Origin of the sequence: Robertmurraya sp. (assembly GCF_036676585.1) — a bacterium.
In the GTDB taxonomy this organism is placed as follows: Bacteria; Bacillota; Bacilli; order Bacillales; family Cytobacillaceae; genus Robertmurraya_A.
Map to the genome: position 1 here is coordinate 1 of NZ_JAKFCQ010000041.1, position 15,501 is coordinate 15,501.

The 15,501-nt window shown below is 40.2% G+C and carries 18 protein-coding genes; 5 read left to right on the plus strand and 13 right to left on the minus strand.

The annotated features are described in order from the left end of the window. Positions 1 to 392: 392 nt before the first annotated feature. From pdaA to ACGLXV_RS05125, 6 genes are all read right to left on the minus strand, one after another. On the minus strand, positions 393 to 1,202 hold the full coding sequence (gene pdaA, locus ACGLXV_RS05100; RefSeq protein ID WP_119706740.1) for a delta-lactam-biosynthetic de-N-acetylase: 810 nt from the start codon (positions 1,200 to 1,202) through the stop codon (positions 393 to 395). Positions 1,203 to 1,267: 65 nt separating this feature from the next. Further along, complete coding sequence (locus tag ACGLXV_RS05105; RefSeq protein WP_391557784.1) at positions 1,268 to 1,792, minus strand: chloramphenicol phosphotransferase CPT family protein; 525 nt, start codon at positions 1,790 to 1,792, stop codon at positions 1,268 to 1,270. Between the two features lie 53 nt (positions 1,793 to 1,845). After that, positions 1,846 to 3,396: a fumarate hydratase gene (locus tag ACGLXV_RS05110; RefSeq protein WP_391557785.1), complete on the minus strand. Its 1,551-nt coding sequence runs from the start codon at positions 3,394 to 3,396 to the stop codon at positions 1,846 to 1,848. A 261-nt stretch (positions 3,397 to 3,657) separates the two neighbouring features. Next, positions 3,658 to 4,296 carry a YgaP family membrane protein gene (locus tag ACGLXV_RS05115; protein ID WP_391557786.1) on the minus strand — a complete coding sequence of 213 codons (639 nt, stop codon included), beginning with the start codon at positions 4,294 to 4,296 and terminating at the stop codon, positions 3,658 to 3,660. A 5-nt stretch (positions 4,297 to 4,301) separates the two neighbouring features. Next, positions 4,302 to 4,487, minus strand: coding sequence for a DUF4083 family protein (locus ACGLXV_RS05120; protein ID WP_391557787.1), 186 nt, complete (start codon positions 4,485 to 4,487; stop codon positions 4,302 to 4,304). Between the two features lie 93 nt (positions 4,488 to 4,580). After that, positions 4,581 to 4,766, minus strand: a complete 186-nt coding sequence (locus tag ACGLXV_RS05125) for an SE1561 family protein (RefSeq protein ID WP_119706735.1) — start codon at positions 4,764 to 4,766, stop codon at positions 4,581 to 4,583. 166 nt (positions 4,767 to 4,932) lie between these two features. On the opposite strand from ACGLXV_RS05125, the gene yfkAB reads away from it, so the two are divergent. Next, positions 4,933 to 6,051 carry a radical SAM/CxCxxxxC motif protein YfkAB gene (yfkAB, locus tag ACGLXV_RS05130; RefSeq protein ID WP_391557788.1) on the plus strand — a complete coding sequence of 373 codons (1,119 nt, stop codon included), beginning with the start codon at positions 4,933 to 4,935 and terminating at the stop codon, positions 6,049 to 6,051. A gap of 56 nt (positions 6,052 to 6,107) precedes the next feature. Here the strand turns inward: yfkAB and ACGLXV_RS05135 are convergent, their stop codons facing one another. From ACGLXV_RS05135 to cax, 3 genes are all read right to left on the minus strand, one after another. Beyond that, positions 6,108 to 6,932, minus strand: coding sequence for a YfkD famly protein (locus ACGLXV_RS05135; RefSeq protein WP_119706733.1), 825 nt, complete (start codon positions 6,930 to 6,932; stop codon positions 6,108 to 6,110). A gap of 84 nt (positions 6,933 to 7,016) precedes the next feature. Further along, positions 7,017 to 7,619 carry a YczE/YyaS/YitT family protein gene (locus ACGLXV_RS05140; protein WP_391557789.1) on the minus strand — a complete coding sequence of 201 codons (603 nt, stop codon included), beginning with the start codon at positions 7,617 to 7,619 and terminating at the stop codon, positions 7,017 to 7,019. Between the two features lie 340 nt (positions 7,620 to 7,959). Continuing rightward, positions 7,960 to 9,018, minus strand: coding sequence for a calcium/proton exchanger (gene cax, locus ACGLXV_RS05145; protein WP_119706732.1), 1,059 nt, complete (start codon positions 9,016 to 9,018; stop codon positions 7,960 to 7,962). Between the two features lie 91 nt (positions 9,019 to 9,109). Between cax and ACGLXV_RS05150 the strand changes: the two genes are divergently transcribed. Continuing rightward, the gene (locus ACGLXV_RS05150; protein WP_391557790.1) at positions 9,110 to 9,523 is read left to right on the plus strand and encodes a pyridoxamine 5'-phosphate oxidase family protein; all 414 of its coding nucleotides are present in this window, start codon (positions 9,110 to 9,112) and stop codon (positions 9,521 to 9,523) included. Positions 9,524 to 9,554: 31 nt separating this feature from the next. Here ACGLXV_RS05150 and ACGLXV_RS05155 read toward each other — a convergent pair whose 3' ends face one another. After that, positions 9,555 to 9,947, minus strand: a complete 393-nt coding sequence (locus ACGLXV_RS05155; RefSeq protein ID WP_119706730.1) for an OsmC family protein — start codon at positions 9,945 to 9,947, stop codon at positions 9,555 to 9,557. Between the two features lie 139 nt (positions 9,948 to 10,086). Here ACGLXV_RS05155 and ACGLXV_RS05160 point away from each other — a divergent pair, with 139 nt between their 5' ends. After that, entirely contained in the window at positions 10,087 to 11,268 is a 1,182-nt protein-coding gene (locus tag ACGLXV_RS05160) for an MFS transporter (RefSeq protein WP_391557791.1), read from the plus strand. Positions 11,269 to 11,519: 251 nt separating this feature from the next. Further along, the gene (locus ACGLXV_RS05165; protein ID WP_391557792.1) at positions 11,520 to 13,439 is read left to right on the plus strand and encodes a heavy metal translocating P-type ATPase; all 1,920 of its coding nucleotides are present in this window, start codon (positions 11,520 to 11,522) and stop codon (positions 13,437 to 13,439) included. A gap of 27 nt (positions 13,440 to 13,466) precedes the next feature. Here the strand turns inward: ACGLXV_RS05165 and ACGLXV_RS05170 are convergent, their stop codons facing one another. From ACGLXV_RS05170 to ACGLXV_RS05180, 3 genes are read right to left on the minus strand one after another with little or no spacing between them, the layout of a single operon-like run. Next, complete coding sequence (locus tag ACGLXV_RS05170; RefSeq protein WP_391557793.1) at positions 13,467 to 14,291, minus strand: YihY/virulence factor BrkB family protein; 825 nt, start codon at positions 14,289 to 14,291, stop codon at positions 13,467 to 13,469. 25 nt (positions 14,292 to 14,316) lie between these two features. Beyond that, a complete protein-coding gene (locus tag ACGLXV_RS05175) occupies positions 14,317 to 14,643 on the minus strand; it encodes a YtxH domain-containing protein (RefSeq protein WP_119706726.1) in 327 nt (108 codons plus the stop codon). A 1-nt stretch (position 14,644) separates the two neighbouring features. Beyond that, entirely contained in the window at positions 14,645 to 15,130 is a 486-nt protein-coding gene (locus ACGLXV_RS05180) for a low molecular weight protein-tyrosine-phosphatase (protein ID WP_391557794.1), read from the minus strand. 146 nt (positions 15,131 to 15,276) lie between these two features. Between ACGLXV_RS05180 and ACGLXV_RS05185 the strand changes: the two genes are divergently transcribed. Further along, on the plus strand, positions 15,277 to 15,501 hold the full coding sequence (locus ACGLXV_RS05185) for a DUF1128 domain-containing protein (protein WP_119706724.1): 225 nt from the start codon (positions 15,277 to 15,279) through the stop codon (positions 15,499 to 15,501).

The window sequence follows — 15,501 nt, forward strand, 5'->3', positions numbered from 1 at the left end:
GTCCTGAGCCAGGATCAAACTCTCCAATAAAGAGTAAGATTAGCTCTTAAAAAGTTAAAACTTTGAATTAACGTTGACGTTTGTTGTCTTGTTCAGTTTTCAAGGTTCAATTAAGCACTTGATTATCTTACAATATCTTTTCACCGTTGTCAACTTCTACGAAAAACTTTTTTGAACGTTATTTTCACGTCGTTGTTGTCGGCTACATGTATTACTATATCATCTTAATTCGCAGAAGTCAACTTCTATTTTCGAATTATTTTTTAAAGAGACTTCAAATTTTGAAGCAGAAGAATATCTTACATAATTCTAAGATAAAACACAATAACTTTTTTAAAAATCTAATCACCATAGGAAAATGCGGACATCAAAGATATCCGCATCACAATTTATCATTTATTTCGTTTCCTAATCTTAAAGATTGGATCCTTCATTGCCTCACCGCGAGTGTACTCATCCAAACTTTTAAAGGTATAACCTTTCTGTTTTAAATCCTTAATGATTGTTTCCAGAGCATCCGCATTGTCCTTAGATACAGTGTGCAACAACAGTACCGCTCCCGGATGAATCTGCTTCATTACATTATTATAAGAATACTGCCATCCCTTTTGATCGTCCCGGTACCAGTCAACAAAAGCAAGAGACCAGAAAACGTGGGTGTAGCCCATTTCCTTTGCCTTCATAAGGGTACGTTCACTGAATACTCCTCGAGGCGGGCGAAGGTACACCATATGTTTAACACCGGTTATTTCTTCGGTACCTGCACGAACTTTTTCAAGTTCTCTGTAAAATCTTTCGTCGCTTACGGTCGTCATATCTGGGTGATAATACGAATGATTGCCAACAATATGGCCTTCATCAGCCATCCGCTTCACAAGGTCAGAGGCACTTTCTAAGTAATGACCAGTTATAAAAAAGGCGGCAGGCACTTTCTCTTTTTTCAGCACATCAAGCACTTTGGCTGTGTACCCATTTTCATAGCCATTATCAAATGTTAAGAATATGTCCTTTTTCTTTGGATCACCTTTATAAAAGGCTCCGTACTTCTCTAACAGCTCATCATACTCTTTTCCGGCTTCGACCGGTTCTTCATTTGAAGATTTTTTAAAGCCCCAGTGAATCGGAGCATTGGAGACACTTGCTGAGACGATGGTCGAAAAGCTAAGCAATAAGGAAAAAAGGATGGCTAACAGCTTTTTCATCTGTAGTCCCCTCTCACAGTACAAGTTTTCCTTATTGTCCGTAATTAGAGAGAAAATCATTCATGTTATTTGGAAAAACCGAGTGAAGCTTCATTAGCTAAAACAAATTCGGCAATTGCTTGGGCACTCTCCTCCGTACCGTTTGTAAAAGTATCCACTTCTATATCATAGTCTTCATTCTGTTGGTGAACAAACTGAAGCTGTAGTCTTGCTTGTCCAATTCTTCGATCACCGCGTACCATTTCCCGCCTCTCCAGTTCCTCCACTGGACAATGAACACCAACAAAATAGATTGGATAATTTCTTAATGTATGATAAGCATCTGTTATCGTTTCTTGATCGTGCAGTACATGATCGATAATCAAATTAATGCCTTGATCGGAAAACATAGCAATCGACCGATGGAAAAACATTTCTGTAGGGACAGGGATTAGACGGTCCGTCCCGCGTTCTTCCATCCTTTCAATGATTGTGTCAAAGTCATCCACACTAAAATGAAAATAGTTAGGAAGAAGCTTCACGATTTCCTTTGACAAGGTGCTTTTTCCCGCACTTGAAACACCATTTAAAAAGATTATATTCCCCTTCATTTGTTCCTCCGTTATGTAAAAAATCGAGTGCTACTACAGCACTCGATCCTATATTAAAATACTCGTTCTTTGAAATTAGTTAGCTTTTCTAAAGATGATTTTTCCACATCTTGATGCAAGCTCTTTCCATGGGAATCCATTGTCACAACTGCTGTAAAACCTTCTACTTTTAAATGCCACATTGCTTCTGGAATCCCAAATTGCATAAGGTCTACACCTTCAACCGATTTAATACAATCGGCATAGTATTGCGCTGCTCCCCCGATTGCATTCAAGTACACGCCACCGTGTTCTTTTAATGCGGATAGAGTTTTTAAACCCATTCCACCTTTTCCAATAACTGCACGGATACCAAACTTCTTCATGATATCTCCTTGGTAAGGCTCCTCACGAATACTGGTTGTTGGGCCAGCCGCTTTTACATGCCACTTGCCTTCGTCATCCTTTAGCATAACCGGTCCACAGTGGTAAATGATTTGTCCGTCAAGGTTAATCGGTGCATCATGGTCAGACAAATATTTATGAATAGCATCGCGCCCCGTGTACATCATGCCATTAATTTTGACAACATCGCCCACTTGAAGTTCACGGATTTGCTCTTCTGTGATAGGAGCTTCAAGAGTAACCACACGATTCTCTGTTTCTTGAGATGCAGCTGTTTGTGCTTGCGCTTCTTGTTCCGCAGCAAAATCTACGTTCTCTCCTTCTTGATACATCCAGCTGTTGATCTCACCTGTTTCTGGATTCACCTCTACTCCTAAACGGCGATATGCCCAACAGTTATAAGCTACTGATACGAAGAAACTCGCAGGGATACGGTTTATGACACCTACTTTACAACCAAGGAGGGTCGTTTCCCCACCAAATCCCATTGTACCAATTCCCAGTTCATTGGCATGATCCATCACGTACTCTTCCAATTTTCGAAGATCTTCGTTAGGATTCACATCGTCCACCGAACGGAATAGCTGCTCTTTTGCTAATTCATAACCAGATGTTCGGTCTCCCCCGATACCGACACCGATAAAACCAGCGCTACAGCCTTGTCCTTGTGCTTGATATACTGAGTGCATGATACATTTTCGAATTCCGTCTAGATCACGGCCTGCACGACCAAGTCCTTCTAGCTCCGCTGGAAGGCTGTATTGAATATTTTTATTTTCACAACCGCCGCCCTTTAAGATGAGGCGCACGTCGATATAATCCTTTTCCCATTGTTCGAACTTAATAACAGGGGTACCTTCTCCTAGATTGTCTCCACTGTTATCACCCGTAAGAGAGTCAACTGAGTTTGGACGAAGTTTTCCGTCTTTAGTTGCTTGAGCAATCGCTTCTTTAATCGCTTTTTTCATCACGATTTGGTTGGCTCCAACAGGCGTTTTAATTTTAAACGTTGGTAGCCCTGTATCCTGACAGATTGGCGACACATTGTCGTCTGCCATCTTAATATTATTTGTAATCGTTGCTAAGCTCATCGCTGAGCGTGTACCTGAGCTCTCTTTTTCCTTCGCCGCACGAATGGCACGTCGAACATCCTTTGGTAACTTTGTTGATGTTTCTACGATGAGTTGATACATACTTTCCTGAAACTTCTCGATATTCATGACTGGTTCCCCTTCCCCATGTATCTAATAAATAAGTATGAATTTTTCAACATTTCCCCATCACATATTATACTCCTATCACGATTTGATGGAAAGGGTTTAGCTGGAATCGGTTACAGATGATGCGGGACGAGTTGTTCAATTCGCTGCTGCTTGGAAAATAAAAAACGGCCGTGAATATCACGGCAACGAGATTGGCTTTCATAGTGAATCCTATTTTTATCCGCGAGTTTGCCCTTCCTATCGGCGACTTTCCTCATCCTATCCGCGAGTTCCACCCGCAACCCCATACTTTTTTACCAACAAATACCTCTGAAGCCCATGCGTCAAGCGAATCGCTTCCTGCTGGTGCTGGATGGTAAGCTCATGATTTCCGCGATTAACTGCAACTTCCGCTAATATCGCTTCCTTCATCCACGGCTTCTTCTGCTCACTAGCTAGTTGTGAGGCACGCTCCAGCTCTTCCTCCTCAATGGCCAATAGCCCCTCATAATACAATCGCAACGCTGGCTGCTTGATCTGAGCAATGGAGTCTCTTTCCTCCACTAACTTTCCTTTATACGCAGCATATGTAACAGAATAAATCATATAATAATGAGCTTTTTTATATTTTTCACGTACGTCACGAAGTGCTTTTTCTACCTGAAAGATATCCTCGTTTGCTAACGCATAATAAAAATGAAAGATAGGCTGATTCAGTCTAGCTTCTAAAAACCTCTCAACCTTTTTCATATCGTCCGTTATATAGAGGTTCATCATGATTGGCAAATAGCTCACTGCCGCAGTAATCAATAATATCACCACAATTAATATCCAAAATGGAATGTCAACCAATGCCGCAATGACACCAAGAACGATGGCAAATCCTAATATAATCGAAAACTGACTTCTACTTAACATAAAAGTTATTCCCTCTTTCTCTCCTGTTCGAGCAATTCAATAATACGGTCAAGTTTTTCTTCAATCGCTGTAGATGCAGATTTCTTCGAGCGATTTAAATAGCTCACAAGTATGTAAATAAACACAGTAACAAACCCGACCATTAATAGCATGGATAAAATCTGAAATAACAAATCTCCCATATTCAACATTCTCCACATCCTTTCTATATATATGTACGAATTCATCAATCATAAGTTTCATCATAGAAAAAAGTGCAGCTAAACTAAGCTACACTTTGTCATTTATTGATCACGGTTATTAAATTCTCGGCATTTTGATTCTAAATCATCAATCATTTCAATCAGACGATCGATATCTTCAAGCTCTGTATTTTCTGGCTCAATGGCATCCAATACTTCAATAAACATATTTAATCGCTGTTTTAAAAATGTAACCTGTGAATTTTTATCGCTAACTTTGTTACCCAATTCGACTCGCTCCTTTCACTCGTTTTTCATCCTACAGAAATTCCTTCCAACTTTCAAGGCTGTTTGTTTCTATTTTCCCCACTTTTCGAAGAACTTGAACATGGATTGACAGATTCATCATACAAATTGATAATAGCAAAGGATGATCTTGAAAAGGAGAGAATCGATGAAGACAATTAACAAACCTGCCATCACTCCCCAATATGATCCTTGGGAAGCTTATATGGATGTGGAACAACACGGGAAAATGACCCTGTCAAATATAGAATTTACAACGACCACACTTTGCAACATGCGCTGTGAGCATTGTGCAGTTGGTTATACTTTGCAGCCAAAGGACCCTAAGGGCTTGCCAATCGACTTATTAATTAAAAGACTTGATGAAATACCGCATCTTCGCTCACTTAGTATTACAGGTGGAGAGCCTATGCTATCACTCAAATCTGTTGAGAACTATGTGCTTCCTTTGTTTGAGTATGCCCATTCACGGGGTGTTCGTACTCAGATAAACTCAAATCTTACGTTAGATATTGAACGCTATTATAAAATCAGCCCCTATCTAGATGTTCTTCATATTTCGCATAATTGGGGAACGGTAGATGATTTTATCGACGGTGGATTTGCGATGATGGAGAAGAAACCAACTCGCGAGCAACGTGCCGCACTTTTCAATCGAATGATTGAAAACAGCCGCGCATTGGTCGATGCAGGAGTGATGGTTTCTGCGGAGACGATGCTGAATAAGAGAACTCTTCCATACTTAGAAAGTATTCACGAGCAAATCGTTGAGGAGATGAAGTGCCAACGTCATGAGATACACCCGATGTATCCTTCTGACTTTGCATCAAATCTGGAAGTTCTTGGGCTAGACGAAATTCGCCAAGCAGTTCATCGATTACTTGACTTCCGTAACGAAAATGTCTGGATGCTGTTTGGAACTCTACCTTTCTATGCGTGTAACACAAGTGAAGAAGATCAAGCTCTTTTACAAAAGCTTTATCATGCAAAAAATGTTACTGTCCGCAATGATCCCGATGGACGCTCACGACTCAATATTAATATTTTTACTGGTGAGGTCATCGTAACCGATTTCGGTGATACTCCACCACTTGGTAATATCCAAACCGATGAGTTACCAGGCATTTTTAATAAATGGCTTGAGACGGACTTAGCAAAAAGCTTAAGCTGCCACTGCCCAGCCGCTCGCTGCCTTGGGCCAAATGTGCTAGTGAAAAACAGTTATTATAAAGGCATTGATTTCTCTACACGTAAAGCTCATATTTAAAAATAGAAAGGGTCGATCACCTATTTTAGTGATCGACCCTTTCTTCATTCTCCTACTTATCTCGGCTTATCTGGTGCGATGAATCCAAATGAAACATGGTCCTGAACGGGAATCCAAGCGCCAATTCCTTGTGACGTCACGTTTTTCACCACAATCATTTTTTTGCTCCCTTTAAGCATGATATACACTTCACCGTAAGTGACCTTTCCTTTTTCGTTTACAGCTGGTGCGTATCCGTACAGATAGCCAAGGCGTTTCGGCGGTACATTGTATACTTGATCCTTCTTCGTTCCCCCGCCTACGACAGTTTCAAATGCGAGAGGAAGACCTGTTTTTTCAGCAGCCTTTAACAACATCATTTTCTTAACATCCTCTGCATTAGCCACCTTTGATGTTAAGCCACCGCGTACAATTTTCTGCATTTCTTGTACATAATGCATTTGGTAGTTTGCGTTTCCACCACGATTGTCTACATAATTCGTATTAATTTTTTGATATTCCCAGTTCGGTGCCGTTTCACTGGATTCATAATTTAGCGGCCACTGCCCTAAGTAAATGATCGCCCGGTAACCGACAGCAAATGGTGTACTGTTCACAGTCGTTTCATTTAACATGCGAATCAATTCTGGGTTTTCAATTTTCACTTTAGAAGATTCAATTAAATCCTTAGTCAGTTCACTAGGTTGCAAGGTCGGCATATCCTGCGTTGGGTTTGGATATGTATTTTCTTTTGTTATGTTTAGTACCGAATTTGGAACTTGAACCTGTTGTTGCTTTTCCTTTTTTGCTTCAGGTGCAGCTGGTTTTTCAGCGTGTATGGTGGAAAAAGATAAGAGCGAGAAAAGAAAGCCAACGACTAGCGCATACAATAACTTTCTCATGTAGTGGAACTCCTTTCAGCTAACTCATAGATTTGATATTAGTTTTTTCGGAGTTCCATCAAATTATCCATTTGCCAAAAACTTCTACCATTTCTTAATCAAAACTCTTTCCCACATCAAACTAAAAAATGCAATAAATGGTCCAAGACCAAGTGCTACAGCAAATGTCCCCAAACCAATCGGACCATGAAGGAGTACGGCAAAGCATAGTGCTAGCACCTCACCAATCGTTTTGGCTGTTCCGAGAGTAATCTTGTATCTCTCCTTCAAGGCAATCATAAAGTCATCAATTGGGCTAAGTGGCCATCTTGCCTGTATATACGTAGCAATGCCTAATGAAATAAGTAGGATTCCCGTGGTAAGGCTTATTAACTTAGGATAGAATCCTACTGGGTGAAACCCATCAAACACAAATAATAGCCACCCATCAATAAAAATCCCACTTATAGCTACCGTGATTGCACAGGACACTTCGGGCATCGTCTTCTTGATCAAAGCATTCAAGAATATTAACAGTAGACCAATAATGATGGACCACCCACCTACCGTTAGCCCTAGCAAATGGGTCAATCCAACATTCAGTGAGTCCCAAGGGCCAGCACCAAGATCAGCTTTTATGGTCAGAGACGCACCTAAAGTCAAAATTGCAAGTCCACCTACATAGAACAATAAGCGATGTATAAACAATGAGTAAATAAGCCCCCTTTCGCCAAATTGTAACAATATTGTAATGTTCTGAATATTTACATAAATAACTTTGTGAGCTATAATTAGCTTACATTCTTAACAAAGGAGGATAGCAGAACATACGCTTAACACTTTTAAAAGGAGGTTTGTAGTTTATCTTGTTATTTTTCTCTTCTTTAACGAAACCATCTTAATAGAGAGGGAGTTGATAAACTAGAAAACAAGCGTCTGTATCTTTTTATTCCGACCTTGTCCAACATATTCTTGGAAATGTAAATATTACTTAAAAAAATAAGAAAAGACTCTGTATCGTTTCTTGATACAGAGTCTTTTTTGGCATTTATAATAAGTAAAATCCAATCCCCATAATAAAATAGGCAGCAAGCAAGGTCGCCCCTTCAAACCAGTTGGATTCTCCATCGTTTGCGATGATAATCGACAATAACACAGCCGACGCCATCGCAATCAGCTCCTGTATAGTGAACACTAATGGCATCGGTGTTGGGAAAAATAAAGAAACTAACACGAGCGCAGGTGCAACGAACATCGCAATTTGCAGTGTCGAACCCACCGCAATTTCTACCGCTATATCCATCTTGTTTTTATAAGCCATAATCACCGCTGATGCGTGCTCGGCAGCATTTCCAACAATGGCCACGATAATGACTCCGATGAAAAGCTCGGTCCATCCAAAGGTTTCTCCGACTACTTCAAAGGTATGAACGAGATTTTCAGAAACGTAAGCGACAGCAAGTGTGGCAATAAATAGCACTCCAATCGCTTTGTTTTTTCCCCACTCCGGAACCTCTTCTTCATGTTCTCCACCTTCTTCAGAGGATTGATATACCCCACGGTGAGTAACCAGCTTAAAAAATAAAGCCGCTAAGTATAAAAGAATTAAAATCACGGAGATTCCAACGCTTAAAGACATTTTTTCCGTTGGTTCCATGGTCATCGAAAATACTTCGGGTATCACAAATGCAACAATCACGGCAAACATTAATAATCCGGAATTATGCCTTGCATCAAACACATTAAAGGTTTGTCTTTTATATTTTAGTCCGCCGACAAAAAACGAAAGTCCTGCTACCAACAAAAGATTTCCTAGTACAGAACCGGTTAATGAGGCAAGCACGACACCCGTTAATCCTGCTTTTAACGCAAATACAGAAATAATTAACTCCACCGCATTGCCAAAGGTCGCATTCAACAATCCCCCAACACGAGGTCCCGTAACAATAGCCAAGCTCTCGGTCGCTCTCCCCATAAAACTAGATAACGCAATAATCGTTAAACAGTAGATGATAAACATGATAATACTAGACCAGTGCATCATTGTTCCGATCACAGATAACGGCACACCAATAAGGACTAATATCAAGAACACTTTATTTGCCATAATGTCTTCCTTCTTCCATGTAAAATTTATCAGTCATAAAAACTCGGTAACGAGACAGATTATAGATAGCTTCTTAAAAGGAGAGATCGTCATGAATGTAAAAGATAAAGTACTACATATGTTTGATAAACACGCGATTGGAACGCTGGCAACGATTCAAGATGGGAAACCGTTTAGCCGATTTATGCTCTTTTTTCACGATGGATTAACTTTATATGCTGCCACTCACAAAGATACACATAAACTCGATGACATGAATACCAATCCAAATGTTCATATTTTACTCGGTCTCGAAGCAGGAAGCTTTACCAGTCATTATTGCGAAATAGAAGCGACCGCCTCCGTTGAGGATTCACCGGACCTTCGTAAAAGATTTTGGGACGACTCGTTAGCTGAATGGATGTCTGGCTCGGATGATCCGAATTACGTATTATTAGCTTTCAAGCCAAAAAGAATACTTTATTTTGAAAAAGCAGGCAGTGAGCCAGAAGAGCTAACCATTTAAAACGAGGGGCAGAAAACTCTGCCCCTCCCTTTTATGATCCATTTGAAGCAATTTCAAACGTTTCAACGATATCAATTTTTCCAATCACGGATTGAACCATCGAGCAGTTTTTCCGTGTTAATTCCATTGCCTTATGGATTTTCTTTTCGTCTAGGTTCACACCTTTAATCGTAAAGTGAACTTTAATCAACTCGACTCGATCCGCTTCCTCTTTGTTTCTTTCAACATCTGTAGCAATGTGTATATCTTCAATCGTCATGCGCATCTTTTCAAGCACTTTGCGAAGAACTCCCCCGCTACATACGGCAACTGAAGCAACTAAAAGCTGATAAGGACGGAATCCGTAAGCTTCATCACCTGCCACATCTAATCTTCCGTATGGTGTTTCTGTGTAAAACCCGACATCCTTCATATGAAATTCCATTTTCTCACCTCGATATGATTTCATACAGATGAGATTACACTATTTTTCCATTTTTAAAAAGAACTTCATCGTAAAAATTTGTTTCACCCTCCGAAATATTCTTGTATGATGGGAGAAGAAATATAGAGGAGAAACAATCATGAAAAATAGTAAACATGCTTTCTGGATACTTGTCAGCATTGTAGCGATTTCAGGCTTTAGCCAAGGGATGCTGCTGCCATTAGTCGCGGTTATTTTTGAAAAAAGCGGGATTAGTTCTGGAATGAACGGAATGAATGCTACTGCACTATATATAGGAATCCTTCTAGCCTCTCCTTTTATGGAGCAGCCGCTACGAAAGTTCGGATATAAAAACATCATCCTAATTGGGGGATTATTGGTCGTCGTTGCCCTTGCTCTTTTTCCTTTGTGGCAAAACTTTTGGTTTTGGCTTTTGCTTCGCTTTTTCATTGGTATTGGTGACCACGCCCTTCACTTTGCGACACAAACCTGGATTACTTCTTCTTCACCAGAAGCAACTAGAGGAAGAAATCTTTCTTTGTACGGATTGTTTTTTGGGATAGGATTTGCGGTAGGACCACTGATGACACCGCTAGTAAATATCAGTCTGTCACTTCCCTTTATCATCTCATCAGCCATGTGTCTTGTCGGATGGGTCTTTATTTTTGCATTGAAAAATGAGTACCCTGAGAACGACGAGGGGATCGGCGGACTAAAAGACACGGGAAAACGATTTGGGCAAGCACTAAAGTACGGTTGGGTTGCATTTTTGCCACCCCTTGCGTACGGCTTTTTGGAATCATCATTGAATGGAATTTTCCCGGTATATGCCCTCAGGTCTGGTATTGAAGTGTCAGAAGTGTCTATCTTGCTTACTTCCTTCGCAGTTGGTGGGATTATTACACAGCTACCGCTTGGAATCCTTAGTGACCGCTTTGGCCGTCGGAAAGTGTTAATAGTTATTTTATTTCTTGGATTTACGAGCTTCTCTGCGGCGAGCTTCCTAGAAGAATCATTCCTTGGTTTATTTATTTGTTTCCTATCAGCCGGTATGGTGGTAGGTTCGACCTTCTCGCTTGGAATAGCGTTTATGACTGATATTATGCCGAAAAATCTATTACCTACAGGAAATTTGCTTTGCGGAATCGCCTTTAGCCTTGGAAGCTTAACAGGACCTTCTATTGGTGGGGTCATCATTCAAGCCTTTAAACAAATCAGCTTTTTCCATATCGTCAGCACTCTTCTCTTTTCTATTTTCCTTGTGATTGTTGTGTTTGGAAAACGGATGAAGGTAAACTTAGCCAGTGAGAAAAGTGCGTGATTCTCTGACTTTTTACTTATTTTAAAATTGAAACTATTACAATGTATGTAAATGTAGGATATCCACTAACCATCTAAGGTAGAAAAATATAATGAGCAAATCCCTTCTGAACTCGTAAAATATATGGTATGATGAACGTAATAAAATATAACCCAAGCAATTCTGCTGTCATCATTAGATGACAGCTTTCGTGTTTTTTAGGGGTAATGACTTTGATTATTTTTCTCAATTAGACGAATGGAGGAGAGAATATGAATACAGAATTAAAAGCTTTAGAGAGACCTATTGAAGCAAATGAAAGCTTTTTTGAAAAAATCAAGCCGCATGCTGAATTAATTGCTGCCATTACTAGTGGGGTTCTCATTGCGGTTGGTTGGACATTAGAAAAAATCGATTGGTCGACAGCTTCTATTGTTGCCTTTCTGTTCGCTTTTGTGATCGGTGGATTTGCTAAGGCCAAGGAAGGAATAGAAGATACGATTGCCGACAAGGAATTGAACGTAGAAATGCTGATGATCTTTGCTGCGATTGGTTCGGCGATTATCGGTTATTGGACAGAGGGTGCCATTCTTATCTTTATTTTTGCGATGAGTGGTGCACTTGAGACGTACACCATGAACAAGAGCCATAAGGAGATCTCCGCATTAATGGAGCTTCAACCTGAAGAGGCACTTCTCATTCGCGGTGGTCATGAGGCAACTGTTCATGTAAGCGAGCTTCGTATCGGCGATCATATTTTAGTAAAGCCTGGTGAACGCGTCCCTTCAGACGGAAAAATTATTAAAGGACAATCAAACTTAGATGAAGCTGCTATTACAGGGGAATCGATCCCAGTAAGTAAAGGAATCGGCGAAGAAGTGTTTGCTGGTACGGTGAATGTAAATGGATCACTTACTGTTGAAATCACTAAACCAAGCAGCGAAACCTTATTTCAAAAGATCATTCAATTGGTTCAATCCGCACAAAGTGAAAAATCACCTTCTCAACTTTTCATTGAAAAATTTGAAGGTACTTATGTAAAAGTCGTTCTTGCCATCGTTGTACTCATGATGTTTGTTCCACATTATGCCCTTGGCTGGAGTTGGACGGAAACCTTTTATCGGGCCATGATCTTACTTGTGGTTGCCTCCCCATGTGCACTAGTTGCGTCGATCATGCCGGCAACTTTATCCGCCATTTCCAATGGGGCTAAGCACGGCATCCTTTTTAAAGGCGGGGTTCATTTAGAAAATCTTAGCCACTTACAGGCCATTGCTTTTGATAAAACAGGTACACTTACAAAAGGTAAGCCTGAGGTAACAGATATCATAGTCGTCGAAGATTTGGAAGAACAGTCCCTTTTAAAAACAGTCGCATCCATTGAGAATCATTCGAATCATCCACTAGCTCAGGCGATTGTAACTTTTGTTAAAAAAGAAACAGGGGCTACGCTCAATCATCCTGATAGCATTGAAGATGTATCGGGTTATGGTGTGAGAGCAAGTCTTGACGGAATGGATTGGAAAATTGGTAAAGCTGACTTTGTTGGCAAGATAGAGGCAGAAAGCTTTTCTAATGGGGTAGCCAAACAGCTCGCATCTGAAGGGAAAACCATTGTTTTTGTGAAGCAAAATGAGAAACTCGTTGCCCTTATTGCCTTAAAGGATGTGGTACGTGAGGAAACAAAAGCTGCCATTGATTTGTTAAAAGCAAAAGGGATCTACACCATCATGCTAACAGGTGATAGTGAAAAAACGGCTGAAGCCATCGCTGGTGAAAGTCACGTAAATGAATACGTAGCTGAATGCCTGCCAGAAACAAAGGTGGAAAAGTTAAAAGAAATTCGCGAACGTTTTGGTACCGTTGCAATGGTTGGAGATGGAATCAATGACGCTCCTGCCCTAGCAACCGCCAATGTGGGGATTGCTATGGGAGAAGGTTCAGATGTTGCACTTGAAACAGCTGATATTGTGTTAATGAAGAACGACCTTCCTCGTATTGCCGAAGCCATTACACTTTCTGAAAAAATGAATCGAATTATCAAACAAAATGTGATTTTTTCCATCTCAGTCATCATGTTGTTAATTGCTTCAAACTTCCTCCAATTTTTAGACCTTCCTTTTGGGGTCATTGGACATGAAGGTAGTACGATTCTTGTTATTTTGAACAGCTTACGTTTATTAAAGTCATAGAAAGAGCCGGGGATCATCCCCGGCTTTTTAGCATGCCTCGTCCTTCATTTTGCTATAAAGTGCGTTAATCTCTCCACCAATAATCATAATAATTCCGGACATATAAAACCAAATCATCAATACGATGATGGCACCGATGCTTCCATAGGTTGCCGAGTAATTACCGAAATTACTTACATAGTATGAAAAAGCAAGTGAAACGAGCGCCCAACCGATGGTTGCAAAAATAGCACCTGGTACCGCACGGACACACTTGAATTTTTTATTTGGTGCGATCCAATACAGACCAACAAATACCGTAAACAAAATGAGCGAACTAACCACCCATCGAAGCGCATTCCAAATCGACAAAAATTCATCTGATAAACCGAATGCAGAAAATAAGAATATGCCGATTTGCTTTCCGAAAACAGGCAGCAACAAAGCGACAATAAAGACAAAAATCATCGCAAAAGTTAATAAAATAGACATGCCCCTTGCGACAAAAAAAGAACGGCTCTCTTTGACATCATACGCATGGTTAAATGCTCGAACAATGGCATTAATGCCATTTGATGCTGACCAAATGGTGGCAATGATCCCAAAAGAGAGCAAGCCCCCGTTCCTTTTTTCCATAAGGTCGTTTAAGTTGGTTTCAATAAGTGTAAAGGTTTCTGTTGGAGCAAAGTCTTCCACAAACCCTAAGAGCTCTGGTTGTGAAATGGGTAAAAACGAAATCAGCGTCGCTAAAAATATTAGCAACGGAAATAAAGAAAGCAGAAAGAAGTAGGCTAGCTGTGCAGCCAGTCCAAATACATCATCCTGCAATACTCTTTTTGTAAGTGAGGTAAGAAATCTCAGATTAATAACCATTCCATTCCCCCTTCTTTACTATGAACTATTCCTCTTCCTTTTGAAATGCCTCTTTCGTTTCCTTTACGATCCCCGTTACCGCTGGTGTGACTTCGCGAAGTTCCTCTACCTTGTCTGCAATAAAAGAAATATCTCCACTCACTTGCTCAACGGTTGAACGAATTTTGGTTGTTGCATCCTTCACCTGTTCGACTACTTCATCTGGATGCTTGATATAATAGGATAGCTCCCCACTTGTCTTTTTACAGCTTTGTACAACAGCCTGTCTGGTGTCACGATCGAGTAAACTGATTGCCCCTCCGGCAAGAGCTCCCCATAGAACACCTGTCCAAAACTTTTTTGTTCCACTCATCTCATTTTCCCTCCCAGCTTGCATTCTCATTCGTTTGAATTTCCTGTAATAAACGTTCACAGCCTATCTTTAATAAATCAAACACTTCTTGAAAGTTCCCGGTAAAGTACGGGTCTGGAACATCCACTTTTTCTGCCTCTGGAACATAATCAAGTAGTTTTACAATTTTGGCACTCGTATGAAGAGATTTTAGCTTATGTATATTTTTTTCATTTTGAGAGTCCATTGCCACAATATAATCAAACTCATTCAGATCAGCGGCAATGATTTGTCTCGCCACCTGACCTTCGAAACTAATTTGATGCTGACTTAATATATCTTGTGTTCCCTGATGAGGAGGCTTCCCAAGATGCCAATCTCCCGTACCCGCAGAGTCAACCGTTATTTTATGTTCTAATCCTTCCCTTTTCACTAAATCACGAAACATCGCCTCTGCCATTGGTGAACGACAAATATTCCCGAGGCATACAAATAAAACTTTAACCATAACTATTTCCCTCCTTTCTACATTTTGTAGGAAAAGGAACGGCATTTCAACCTTTCAGGAAAGAAGTTGCTGAAATTCATTTGACTTTTATAGGGGAACATGGAAAGATTATTTTACAAGCTTGCAGAAAAAGGGGAGAACGAACGATGAACTTGTCTGAGAAATCAGTAGAAAACGTGGAATATATGATTGAAAAGATAAAAGAAAAGTTAAAGGTATTGAACTTAGGTGCCATCAAACCATCGCATTTTGATGAAAATATGTATGAAGAGCTAAAAGAAATTTATGACCTAGTGATGAAAAGAGATTCGTTTAGCCCAAGTGAAACGCAAGCATTAGCGGAAGAGTTAGGGAATCTAAGAAAACAATAA